9 protein-coding genes and 1 other RNA gene are annotated in these 12,718 nt (G+C 53.6%); 4 read left to right on the forward strand and 6 right to left on the reverse strand.

All coding sequences use genetic code 11. The features are described from left to right. Positions 1 to 6 precede the first annotated feature (6 nt). Positions 7 to 352: RNase P RNA component class A (gene rnpB, locus DB48_RS19765), an RNA gene on the forward strand. Between the two features lie 59 nt (positions 353 to 411). On the opposite strand, the gene DB48_RS19130 is transcribed toward rnpB, so the two are convergent. The 6 genes from DB48_RS19130 to DB48_RS19155 form a co-directional block, all read right to left on the reverse strand. Beyond that, positions 412 to 1,215 carry a substrate-binding periplasmic protein gene (locus DB48_RS19130; RefSeq protein ID WP_041511786.1) on the reverse strand — a complete coding sequence of 268 codons (804 nt, stop codon included), beginning with the start codon at positions 1,213 to 1,215 and terminating at the stop codon, positions 412 to 414. A 133-nt stretch (positions 1,216 to 1,348) separates the two neighbouring features. Continuing rightward, positions 1,349 to 1,999, reverse strand: coding sequence for a hypothetical protein (locus DB48_RS19135; protein WP_041511787.1), 651 nt, complete (start codon positions 1,997 to 1,999; stop codon positions 1,349 to 1,351). Positions 2,000 to 2,100: 101 nt separating this feature from the next. Beyond that, positions 2,101 to 3,969 (reverse strand): aspartate:alanine exchanger family transporter, encoded by a 1,869-nt coding sequence (locus DB48_RS19140; protein ID WP_200890566.1) that lies wholly within the window; start codon positions 3,967 to 3,969, stop codon positions 2,101 to 2,103. A gap of 81 nt (positions 3,970 to 4,050) precedes the next feature. Continuing rightward, entirely contained in the window at positions 4,051 to 5,424 is a 1,374-nt protein-coding gene (locus DB48_RS19145; RefSeq protein ID WP_041511788.1) for a glutamate decarboxylase, read from the reverse strand. A gap of 646 nt (positions 5,425 to 6,070) precedes the next feature. Then, on the reverse strand, positions 6,071 to 7,789 hold the full coding sequence (locus DB48_RS19150) for a ShlB/FhaC/HecB family hemolysin secretion/activation protein (RefSeq protein WP_041511789.1): 1,719 nt from the start codon (positions 7,787 to 7,789) through the stop codon (positions 6,071 to 6,073). A 183-nt stretch (positions 7,790 to 7,972) separates the two neighbouring features. Then, entirely contained in the window at positions 7,973 to 9,193 is a 1,221-nt protein-coding gene (locus DB48_RS19155) for a threonine/serine ThrE exporter family protein (RefSeq protein WP_041511790.1), read from the reverse strand. Positions 9,194 to 9,426: 233 nt separating this feature from the next. Between DB48_RS19155 and DB48_RS19160 the strand changes: the two genes are divergently transcribed. The 3 genes from DB48_RS19160 (at position 9,427) to DB48_RS19170 (ending at position 12,717) form a co-directional block, all read left to right on the forward strand. Continuing rightward, positions 9,427 to 9,822: an MAPEG family protein gene (locus DB48_RS19160; RefSeq protein WP_041511791.1), complete on the forward strand. Its 396-nt coding sequence runs from the start codon at positions 9,427 to 9,429 to the stop codon at positions 9,820 to 9,822. Positions 9,823 to 9,962: 140 nt separating this feature from the next. Beyond that, positions 9,963 to 12,284: a YgiQ family radical SAM protein gene (locus DB48_RS19165; RefSeq protein WP_041511792.1), complete on the forward strand. Its 2,322-nt coding sequence runs from the start codon at positions 9,963 to 9,965 to the stop codon at positions 12,282 to 12,284. A 73-nt stretch (positions 12,285 to 12,357) separates the two neighbouring features. After that, positions 12,358 to 12,717 (forward strand): YkvA family protein, encoded by a 360-nt coding sequence (locus DB48_RS19170; protein ID WP_041511793.1) that lies wholly within the window; start codon positions 12,358 to 12,360, stop codon positions 12,715 to 12,717. The last annotated feature ends 1 nt before the right edge of the window (position 12,718 follow it).

Below are 12,718 nucleotides of genomic sequence, written 5' to 3' on the forward strand. Positions count from 1 at the left end.
CCGCGCCGAGTTGGCCAGACAGTTGCTGCGTTCGCAAGAACGGGGAGGAAAGTCCGGGCTTCATAGAGCAGGGTACCAGGTAACGCCTGGGCGGTGTGAACCGACGACAAGTGCAGCAGAGAGGAGACCGCCAATCTTCGGATTGGTAAGGGTGAAAGGGTGCGGTAAGAGCGCACCGGGCGGCTGGTAACAGTCCGTTGCAAGGTAAACTCTACCCGAAGCAAGACCAAATAGGGTCCCGTATGGCGCTGCTCGCGTTGGGACCGGGTAGGTCGCTTGAGCCTGTGAGCGATTGCAGGCCTAGATGAATAACTGTCCACGACAGGACCCGGCTTATCGGCCAACTCATCAAATTAGCAAGGCCCGTTTGTTTATGACAGACGGGCCTTTTCTTTCTTTACGCTCACAGTTTTAGAAGGGCATGCTCTTCGGTGCCAAGTCTGCCTGGGGGATGCGAATTGGCTGCATCTGATATTTTTGGTAGATCTTATCCAGCCTGCCTTCCTGTAACAGCCTGACAAACAGGTGATTAAACTGGCGTACCGTCTCGCTGTCGGTAAAGGCCTTGTTGAAGGCGACACAGTACAAAATTGCCCGGTCGGCACTGAGATAGTGCAGGTCGGTCAATCCTATCTGCTCGGCATAGAATCTCCCCACTTGCTTATTGACATAGTAGGCGTCGAACCTGCCTTTTTGCAGCATGCGCATCGGCAGGGCATCTCCCTGAGGATAGATGTCGGTGAGCAGAGGAGGCAGCGAAAGCTGCTTGAGTTTTTCCTGTTGCCGCATGAGTGAGGTATAGGTGTTGGAGGGGCCATAGACGCCAATTACCTTGCCCGAAAGCTGACTCAGTTCGGTTATCGGAAAGTCATTTAGGGTGTAGAAGCCGTACTCTGTCTGTACCAGCGGCAGGGAAAACCACATGGACTGGGCCCGCTCCCTGTTCCAGCCGAGAAAGATCCCCTTGGCCTCGCCGTTGGAAAACATGTGAATCGCCCGGCGATAGGGGCGAATGGAGATGTTGCATTGCCCAGGCCACTGCAGGCAGATTGCCTGGGAAAGTTCCACCAAGATCCCTTGGGTCCTGCCTCGACTATCCTCGTAACTAAAGGGGGCAAAGTCGTGGTAGACAATATTCAGATCGCTGGCCTTCGCCCATGACGGGAGCAGCAAGAACAAGCTCAATAGCAGCAGGCTGAATCTTGGTGAGATCATGTGTTCTCTACCTTTATGGCCACGATAATGATCAGTTTAGTCGCTGAGATTGATTCCTACCTTGCCATTGCTCACTTACGCGCTTCAGTCTCAGAGAGTAAAGGGCCGGCTATCATAGAGCTGGCTGTGTGTCTTACCAGAGCATGGGCTGCAACAGTTCTTGCCAAAAGTGTGGCGGTTTTAGCGGTACCTTGGTTGTATTGGCTGCCTCAAATAGCGTCACCTGATGGCTAAACCAAAACATCAAGACTAACGATGCGACATAGACAAGGCCCAGTTTGAGGGTCATCTTCTTAGAAAATGGCGCTCGGATGAGCGCTATCGTCGGGCCTATATAAATGGCGGCAAGCCACACCAAACTGCCCATATAAAATACCGCTTCTCTAAATAGCGCTATTTGCTCGAATTGATCGGGAAGGTGCTGACCCACGACGAGAAATGTGGCGTTTAAGGGGGAGAAGAAGCCGGTTGCCGTATGGGCCAAGCCTAAATACATCAGCAGTTCCCCCACGATAAAAATCCTGTGATCGCAGGTGCCCTGGTCATCCAAGGCTGAGGAGCAAATAAATGCGACTAAGGATAATAACGACAGGGCTAAAGCCAAAAATAGTGCCATATCGGCCCTAAAATGAATGGCCTTGCTTAAGCCTGGTATAGGTATGCCGCCAGCCATATTAAACATTTCCGACAGTTGGAACGACACTATCGCAATATTGAAGCCGACTAGCGTCAGGCGAGCACGCATGACATTGACGGCGATACCAATTTGGTGCGGATTATTCATGGCGAATCTTTCTAAAGAGGAGATGCGAATAGAGAAAGCCTCAGCAATAATCGACTGCTAAGACTTTCAATAAGTTGTATGACGCTAGGCGCTGCAGCAAATTAGGAAAATACCATTGCGATATAACCCAATATCAGCACGGCAGCCGAGGTCAGCGCATAGGGAACCGGATAGGCCACAGCAGCGATACCGCTTCGAGATATATCCTGGATACCATTTAACGCTGGCGTACTGTTGCGCCCGCCAGCACATGCACCAGCCAAGACGACAGGGTTCATCTTTCTGAAGTAGTAGCCATAAATCCAGGCCAGGAACGGTGGCACCAATGCTCCTAGCATGCCGAGAATCGCGATCCAGATGACGACGGTCCCCTGGAACGAAGAGATGATCTTAGGTCCTACCCCGGCGGCGAGTACCGCGACAAACATGCTTAAGCCGATATCGTTTAAAAACGCGCGGGCGCCTTCACTCGTTGGGCCGCCAAACTCGGGATTACGGGTACGTAACCAAGACACCAGAATCCCCATGAGCATACAGCCTGCAGAGGTGCCCAACGCAAATGGAATACCACTAATCTCGACGCTCGCATGACCTATCAAGAAGCCGATAAATAACGCGATAGACATGAAGGAGACTTCGGTATAAGTACTCTCAATTATCGGTACCGCCTTGAGTGACTTAGCGGCTTGCTCTATACACCAGGCAGGGCCGGCCAATCTCAATACATCACCCTTTTCCACTATGGTCTTCGGCAGATGCGGAATGGCCACACCGGCTCTGAACATAGACTTTAAGTGAATCCCGAAACCTATCTCCTGACCTAGTGCCTCTAAGGTTTTGCCCGCAAATTCGCTGTTACCCACGTGCACATCGGCAACCTCGATATCGATCATTCGGGCGCGCGGCTCAGATACTTCCTGCCCGACCTTATCTTCGCCGTTAAGTAGCAAGCTGTAGTTACCCAGCACACCCACAATGTCGCCAAGTTGCAGCGTTGGATTGTCTCGCGCTTCGATGACCTCATCACCACGAACCACTCTGACAATGGCCGCATGAGGGTTGATTTTGAATAACTGGTTAACCGACTTTCCGGCGAGTTCTTTATGCTCCACTAAGTAAGAGCGAATTTGCTTGTCGGTAAAGCCGAGAATCGATGCCCCTGCTGTGCCGGGTAAGGCGCCGCCGTCTTCGCCGCCACTATAGTCTTGCTCTGCCCTTTGTGCTTCGACAACGGGATCTTTACCAAACATGCTGGGTAGGTATTTAACCAACAATATGATGAATATCGAAGACAATACGTAGCTTATCGCATAACCGGCCGCCATGTTGGCGCTCACCATATCCGTTGTCATGCCATCAGGCAGATGGAATGCGCCGCTATTTACGGCCGACTGCGCGACGCCCATTACGGCCGTGACTGTGTAGCTTCCAGAAATAATGCCTGCGGCATAGCCGGGGCCGAGATCCAGCAATTTCACCCCAAAGAAGACGATCAGGAAGTTTGATACGACGACGATCAAGCCTATGACGATGAAATCTATTCCGCCTCTGGCTAAGCCTGAGAAGAATTGCGGGCCGACACGCATGCCGAGGGCATACATGAACAGCATTAAGAAAATGTCTTCCACCAGACCGGGAATGTCATAGGTTATGCCATACAGTGCGCTCGAGGCGAGGGCGATCAATATCCCTGTTACCAGTGTCCCCGCGGTTGCCCCCAGGCTGATACCGCCTATGGTAATGCGGCCGATGGGATAGCCTATTGCCAGGGTTAAAAACAGGTAGGCAAAAGGGTTGCTGGCAAGGTAGCTCAGTGCCGATGCGAGCCCAGTGTAAGTCTCTGCTTCTATTGTTGAGGCGTAAGCATTGCCCAAAAACAGGGAGGCAAGGGCGATGAGGCCCAGGAATAAACTCACCATGTATTTGGGCGGGTGCGATAGCGCCTGTAAGAGTTTAGATTGTTTGTTCATAAAATTATCTGCCGTTTTATAAAGAAAAGAAGAAGTAACAGAGGCTTACTTCTTCTTAAGCGTTAATCGGTTAATGGCTCATTAACACTTTCCTGACGACACTTTGTGAGTGTTGTGTAGCTTAGGTGGTGTTGCATTACCGCCATGCTCTTCGAGGAACTCACAGGCCATCTCAATATCTCTGGCAAGGATCTCTACCGAGTCACGATTTAGGTGTGGTCTTACAACTATGCGTAGGCTGTTAACCATCTCGGCATTAGCAGGCATAGAGTAGGCAGATAGAATCCAGCCGCGCTCGCGCACCTTATTGGAGATATCAAACTCGTTGTACTTGGTGACCGACTCATCGAGTGTCAGCGCGACAACGGGAATACGTTGGGTTTCGTTCATGATTTTGAACTTTCCGCTAGAGAGTAGGCGATCACGCAAATATTCTGCATTTTCAACTGTTTGCTTCATTATGCGGGTGTAACCATCTTTACCCAGGCGAATGAAGTTGTAGTACTGCGCCAGTACGGTGGCCGAGCTCTTGCTGAAGTTCAGTGTGGCAGTGGCTGCTTCGCCACCTAAATAATTGACATAGAACACCAGGTCTTCATTAAACACCGCACGCTCACGGAAGATGATCCAGCCTAGTCCCGGAGGCACTAAACCAAATTTATGGCCAGAAGCGTTGATCGATTGCACGCGAGGCAGGCGGAAGTCCCACTTATAGTCAGGGTAAAGGAAGGGGTTAACAAATCCGCCTGATGCCGCATCTATGTGCATGGGAATAGAAATGCCGGTTCTCTCTTCATAAGCATCTAGCCAGTCGTGGATTGCCTGAAAATCATCGTCTTCACCCGTGAAGGTTTGGCCTGCGATACCGACGACACAGATGGTATTTTCATCGACATACTCGTCCAGCTGGTCGGCCGTTAGGCGATATTGACCCGGCTTGAGTGGTACGATACGTGGCTCAACATCGAAGTACTTGAGGAATTTTTTCCAGACAATCTGAACATTGCCTCCGGTAACCATGTTAGGTCTTGAAGTATCCTTACCCGCTTTTTCGCGTGCCTGGCGCCAGTTCCACTTATGGGCGAGGCCCGCCAGCATGCAGGCTTCAGAAGAGCCGATAGTGGCAGCGCCATAGGCCTCAACGTCTTTAGGGCCATTCCATAAGTCATGTAGCCAACGCACACACTTCTCTTCAGTCGCCTTGGTATGTGGATACATGTCTGGGTCGGCAAAGTTTCTGAAAGAGCCGTCCTTAAAGATCTCGGCAGCCTCGGGTTCAACAAAGGTGGTGACGAAAGAAGATAGGTTTAGCATTGGGTTAGCGTCAGTCCAGCACTCGCTTCTCACCAGCGCGGCAGCGGCGCGTGCAGCCATGCCTTCTTCTGGAAAGTCTTGCGGAATTTCTACGTTAAATTGTTCATATGGGCTCAAATCAGCATTTTTATCGTGTGACATTATGTGTATTCCTGTGGTGTTTCTAGTTGAGGCTAAGGTTAAGCCTGCAAATAGGTTGTGATGCATTGGTTAGTAGTCAGCCTGGTCGTTCTCATTTCCACACAACAGGCGTCGACTGAGGGCGATATTATTAGAGGTTTAAAAAATCATTAACTCGCTTTTGAATGATCTAATCATGCAAATATTATAATTTGATGTATTTTCTAAGCTTTTAGCTTTTAGCCGATGTTGGCTTTAGCGGCGCTGGTTTTGAGGGAGTGGCTCGATGACATCCGGAGCTGGTCGGTTATTTTTGAAAACAGGAACATGAGAACAGAGATTAGAGAACTGAGATAAGAGAGCAGAGGTATAAAGAGCTGCGCTCATAGAGGAAAGGCGACTAAGCCCGTTGGGGAGCAGTTTTCCTGCCTCTAATTAGCAGCGCAAATCCTGTCGATATACCGGGCCGTCTCATCATTCGATTTTGTCGCGGTGAAGGCTGTGCGAAGTGGTGCTTGTACCGCCCTGATGCTAATCGCGAAGGCTCTTTTTCCCGAGGCCCTCGCGTTTGCAAGCCGGTATAGGTAAAGGCCGAGTGTGCTGCGCAAACCTAAAAGTGGCTGCTAGCTCTAATAGCGAGTTCTAATTCTAAAAGCGGCTGCTAATTTTAAAAGCGGCTTCTTACCTGGAAGCGCCATTCCCAGCTGTTGACCTCTTCGCCGCTGGTAAAGGGCAGGGTCAGGTCGATGTGGGCCACGTGGCCATAGCTGGAGCGAGAGGAGTAGATACGGGCGCCTATGCCTATGCTGCCGATAGGGCCCGAAGTCTCATTGTCTTGATCCGGACCGCCGCTGGCCTGGCCGATGTCGGTAAAGACTGCCCAGCCTAGTTCGGCCAGTTGATACAGGTTGATGTTGGGGTAGTTTCTGATCTCGGCGCTTATCAGCCACTGATTTTCACCATGCTGATAGTCGTTGGGGTAGCCGCGCACGCCCGTGCTGTCGCCTAGGGCGAAGGGGGCATCTAGATAGTTATTTTGCGAGGTGCTTAGGCGCACCTTGGAGTAGGCAGTCCACTTGGGATTGATCTGGTAGAAATACTCGGCGGTGGCGTTGACCTTAAAGTAGTCTGGTTGGCTGGTGGCAAATACCCCCTCACCGTCCATGCTCAGCAGGATCAGCTGGTCATCGCCCTGATAGCCACGGGACGAATACCAGTTGAGGTGGTAGCCCAAGGGATCGCTGTCGGTCGTGTCCTGGGTCTCCAGGCCGAGTTTGACATAGTGTTGCCAGCCCAGGTTGATATCTTCGTTATAGTTGATCAGATAGACGTTATTGAGCACCTTGTAGTCGTCTTCGATAAATTGATAGGCGACCCAGGGATAGAGGTAGTCCCTGTCCTTCGGCAGCTCGCTGGTGGGAAATTGCGGAATATTGGTGAAGCTGTGTTTGTCCTGGGTTATCCCGACTATGATGCGCGAGCGCCAGTCTTCGACCTTATTCAGGCGCCAGCCATACTGGGCATTGGCGTATTCCACCTTGTGTTCAAATTCATTCACGTCGAAGCCGTTCTGCTTGATGGTGTCGGTGCGTAAGTCATCGATAAAGGTGCCCGAGTACATGATTTGGGTATCGAGCCGATAGAAAGGCTTGGTAAAGTCCAGGTAAGTGGCCTGGCCGTCGCTGTTATCGTAAAAGTTTGCGGTCAGGGTCGAGTGCTTCACCCACCAGTCGGTGGGGACACGAAAGGCCAGCTGATAGCCGGTACGATCGACACTGGACTTATATTTCAGACGGGTGCGCACCCCAAGCCCCAGCAGGTTATCTTCTTTGATGCCGATAGAGAAGGTATTCTCGCCGCCGCTGTGCCCGGCGCTAAAGGTGGGCAGCAATGACCAGTTATCCCAGGTCTCCACCAGTATGGTGTCGCCCTCCTCAGCCGCTTCTGCACTGGCATCGGGATCGCGCTGGGTAACACTGATTCGGGCATCGCGAATATAGGGTTCCTGGCGCAGAATGCGCTGGGCCTCGTCGAGATCTTTCTGCGATACCTTATCCTGCTCGTCGAAGCTGAGCTTGCTGAGCACGGTCGATTCCCGGGTGTTGATATGTAGGTAGTTGGCCCAGCGATGGATAAAGAAGGCGTCGGGATCCGACTCGTCGAAGATGGCGTTGCTCACCACCACTATCTTGTTGATCGGCTTCTTGTCGTTGTGTCTTGCCTCGTCGTCGAGGCGCGTCTCGTCATCTGTGCTCTGCTGCGCGCTTGCGGCTCGCTGTAACTCGGTTGTTTGCTGTAACCCTGTTGTTTGCTGTGGCTCGGCCGCGCAGAGGCCGCTCGCCAATAGGCAGCTAAACAGCAGAGAGTAGCGCGCACCAGTCAGCATAGCGATCATCCTTATCTTTGCTTTTATCGTTAAGGAGAACTCTGGGGATTAAAAAATAGACACAATTTAATAACACACCCGCAACACCAAATAGTCAAGCGGCGAAGATAAAATAAGCTGATGATTTTACTTGCGCAAATCCTGATGCAGGCCCGGAAGCCGCATCAGGACTTGGTTGGTCAATTAGAGGGTACGACGGGGTGGCACAGCGACGTTGGCAAAGATGAGACCTGCGATGAGCGACATGAAGATCAGGAAGATCTGGGTGCCAATATGCGACTGGTTGAGCATGGTTTCACCCAGAATCAGGGTGTTGAGGCCGATATAGGTCTTACTGCCGGGAACCAGGATCACTATCCCTTGTAGTAATGCGATGGAGGCGGGCGACTTCATCCAGCGGGCATAGAGGTTGGAGTAGATCCCCACCGCCAGGGCGCCGAAGAAGATACCGATAGATTCGCCCAGGTAGATGCCGGCCAGCATAGCCGAGAAGAAGGCGACGATACCGGCAAAAATGCCCCAGGGAGAGTCTTTCAGCCTGGCCTTGAAGATAATCACCAGCGCGGTGGACAGCAGGGGCACGGCCGACCAGATGGCCCAGCGCGGCAGCGGCTCTGGCTCGAAATAGATGGCTTCGCCAAACATGGCGTTGCCGATAACCATGCCGAAAATGGCGCCGAAATAGAGTTTAAACAGCAACATGGAGGCATCCATGATGCGCGCCGTACCCGAGATAAGATCCCGCGCCGACAGCTCGGCCAGCCCCAGGGTGAGCGCCAGCCCGGGGATAAAGACGATGATGCCCGAGAGGATCACCACAGGGATATTGATATAGGGGTCGAAGTAGGCGATGCCGCAGGCGGCGATGGCGCACAAGATGGCGGCCAGGGGTTCCAGGGTCTCGGCTATGCGCTTGGAGTGCTCGGCGCGGTAGACCAGACCATAGACCATGAAGCCGAGTATCGCCGACCAGAAGACGTCGTTCCAGCTGGTACCCATCAACATGGCGAAGGCGCCGGCGGAGCAGCCGAAGGCCAGCAGGGTCAGCAGGGGACCATAGGGATTGGGCTTGTTGGCGATCTCCTCCAGGCGTTCCAGCGCCTCGGTCAGGGTGCGCTTGCCAGACAGTACCTCTTCCACCAACTCGTCGGTACGGGCCAGGGAGCCCAGATCCATCTCGCCAGGCTTAACGCGAGCCATATGGTTGTATTCCTGATCTGTGTCGTGTTGCAACACGAAGGTCATGGAGGTCGGTGAGATGAGAAAGTAGCCTTCGATGCCTAAGACTTTAGAGATCGATTGCAGATGGGCCTCTAGACGGTAGGCAGGGGTACCAAACTTGTGCAGGGCTTTACCTAATTTTATGATAAACCTGCGTTTTTCAAGAAACTCTGCGTTATCCAATTGTACAGTCCATGATGGTGAAATCTGGGGGTGATGCTCAAGCGAGCGCATCTTAACCTATCTTGTACCAAAAAGGTTAATGGCTTGGGAATTTTTTTAAATTCGGGTTAAGTTAGCCAAGGATAGAATCTACCAGTGCGTTTCGCTGGTTTGTTCGGGGCTTTATTTAGGGCTTTTATTTGTCGGTGTTAAAGACTGGCGTGAAATTAGTTGGTGTCATTAAGGATAGAGATATGTCGGTAAGCGTTTCGGGATTTTATATTGCACTCACTGCCATCATGGCGGTGTTCTTCACCTATCGCGTGGTACGTCTGCGGCGCGGGCTTAAAATCGGTCTGGGTTCTGGCGGCAGTGACGACCTACGCCTGGCGAATCGGGTACATGCCAATCTCATCGAGAATGCCCCAATCGCGCTCCTCTTGTTGCTGGTGGCCGAACTCAACGGCCTGGCACCGGTTTATCTACACGGGGCGGGCACCCTATGGCTGGTGGCGCGCATCTTACATGCTATCGGTCTGACTCAGGGGCGCGGCGGTTATCACTTCGGCCGCTTCTGGGGCGTATTGCTGAGCTGGATAGTCATCCTGGCCTTGGCTCTGGTGAATCTGTTTTATTTCATCTTGGCATAGAAAATCGCCATCATTGCTGCTTTTTTGTTCACACTTAAGCGGGTTTCGCTGTTATACTCCGCCTCCTTTTAGTGGTCGTCACGCCGAGCCGCATGGCGACTACACTTACTCTTTGGTTTGAAAGTTAGGCAGTATCATACATGCAGGTCGAATCCACACTCTTTTCCCATCCCAAGTATCTGGGCCGCAATGAGAAACCGGCGCCTTTCTTGCCCATGTCGCGCAAGGAGATGGCCAAGCTGGGCTGGGATAGCTGTGACATCATTATCGTCACCGGCGACGCCTATGTGGATCATCCTAGCTTCGGCATGGCGGTGATCGGCCGTATGCTGGAGGCCCAGGGCTTCAGGGTGGGTATCATCTCCCAGCCAGACTGGTCGAGCAAAGAAGACTTCATGAAGCTGGGTAAACCTAACCTCTACTTCGGGGTGACCGCGGGCAACATGGATTCGATGATCAACCGCTACACCGCCGAGCGCCGTCTGCGTCACGACGATGCCTACACGGCCGGTAACCTGGGCGGTAAGCGTCCGGATCGAGCCGTCACCGTCTACACCCAGCGCTGTAAGGAAGCCTTTAAGCAGGTGCCCGTGGTCATTGGTGGCATAGAGGCCAGCCTGCGCCGCATCGCCCACTATGACTATTGGTCGGATAAGGTGCGCCGCTCGGTGATCTTAGATGCCAAGGCCGATATCTTGGTCTACGGCAATGCCGAGCGTCCGCTGGTGGAACTGTCTCATCGCCTCGCGGCGGGTGAAGATGTGCGTGACATTCACGACGTGCGCGGCACCACAGTGATACGTAAAGAGCCTATGCCAGGCTGGAAGGGGATGGATTCACGCAAGCTGGATCAGCTGCATAAGATAGATCCTATCCCCAACCCCTATGGCGCTGATGACGTAGGCTGCCAAAACCTCTCGGGCCCAAGCGACGTTAAGGTGTTCGACAACGACGCGCCTAAGGCGATCTCCGTGCAGCCGCCAAGACCCAAGCCCTGGGAGAAGACCTATGTGCTGCTGCCAAGCTTCGAGAAGGTTGCCGGGGATAAATACCTCTACGCCCACGCCTCGCGCATCTTGCACCAGGAGCAGAACCCGGGCTGTGCCCGCGCCCTGTTCCAGCCCCACGGCGAGCGCGCCATCTGGGTCAATCCGCCTGCCTGGCCGCTCAACACCGACGAGATGGATGGGGTATTCGATCTCGCCTATAAGCGGGTGCCGCACCCCGTCTATGGCAACGACAAGATCCCTGCCTATGACATGATCAAGACCTCGATCAACATCATGCGGGGCTGTTTCGGTGGCTGCTCCTTCTGCTCCATTACCGAGCATGAGGGCCGCATCATCCAGAGCCGCTCCCAGGACTCGATCATCAAAGAGATCAAGGACATTCAGGATAAGGTGCCTGGCTTTACCGGGGTGATCTCCGATCTTGGCGGCCCGACCGCCAACATGTACCGCCTGGGCTGTACCTCGGTGAAGGCCGAGAGTACCTGTCGTCGACTCTCCTGTGTCTTCCCCTCTATCTGTGGCCACCTGGACACAGACCATCAGGCGACGATCGATCTCTACCGCGCCGCCCGTGACGTGCCGGGGATCAAGAAGGTGTTGATCGCCTCGGGGGTGCGTTACGACCTGGCGACCGAAGATCCCCGCTATGTGAAGGAGCTGGCCAGCCATCATGTGGGCGGCTATCTGAAGATTGCTCCCGAGCATACCGAAGAGGGTCCGCTGAACAAGATGATGAAGCCGGGCATGGGAACCTATCACAAGTTTAAGGAGCTGTTCGATAAGTATTCCGCCGAGGCGGGCAAGAAACAGTATCTTATCCCTTACTTCATCTCGGCCCATCCGGGCACCACGGATGAGGATATGGTGAACCTGGCGCTCTGGCTCAAGGGCGAGAAGTTTAAGCTGGATCAGGTGCAGAACTTCTATCCGTCGCCCATGGCTAACGCGACCACCATCTATCACACCGAGCTTAACTCGCTTAAAAACGTCAAGCACAGCAGTGAGACGGTAGATGTGCCCAAGGGCGGGCGTCAGCGTAAGCTGCACAAGGCGCTGCTGCGTTATCACGACCCGGCCGGCTGGCCTATGATCCGCGAGGCACTGATCAAGATGGGTAAGGAACACCTTATCGGTGGCGGCGCTAACTGCCTGGTGCCGGCGGAAACCCGCCAGGAGCGCCAGGGCTATCGCGCCAAGGGTGCTAAGACGCCCGCGGGTAAGAAGGCCGTGACTCGTTTCAGCGCCAATCAGTTCGACGAGCGTAAGGGCAATGGCCAAGGCAAGGCTCAAACTAAGCCCGCTGCTAAGTCTGGTGCTAAGGGCAAGCCGAGCGGTCAGGCGGCAGGTAAGGGCGGTTCGGGTAAAGGTGATTCGGGCAAGGGCGGCTGGAGTAAGCCTGGCAAGCGTCCGGCGAAGAACGCCTGGGGGACCACGCCCAAGCATCAACGCTAAACTGCCGCTGGTCAAAGCGACAAAAAAAGGGGAGTATTTAACCACTCCCCTTTTTTATTGCATGGAGCTTACCATGAGCGACCCAAGAGACGACTCAACTGGCAAGGCTAAGGTCGACGGCTACAGCGACGAGAGCTTTTGGCATAAGGTCAAGCAGTTTGCCAAGTTGGCTGGGCGCGAGGTGATCGACAATGCCTTGTGTCTCTACTATGCGGCCCAAAGACCAGATACCCCAAAGTGGGCCAAGACGGTGATCTTCGGCGCCCTGGCTTATTTCATCACGCCACTCGACGCCATACCCGACCTCACGCCCGTGGTGGGATTTTCCGACGATCTTGGCGCCCTAGCCGCGGCGCTGGCTATGGTCAGCATGTATGTCGATGACAAGGTGAAGCAGCAGGCCGCCGCCAAGACCTCGGCCTGGTTCGACTGAG

The organism is Shewanella sp. cp20, assembly GCF_000832025.1.
Taxonomy (GTDB): domain Bacteria; phylum Pseudomonadota; class Gammaproteobacteria; order Enterobacterales; family Shewanellaceae; genus Shewanella.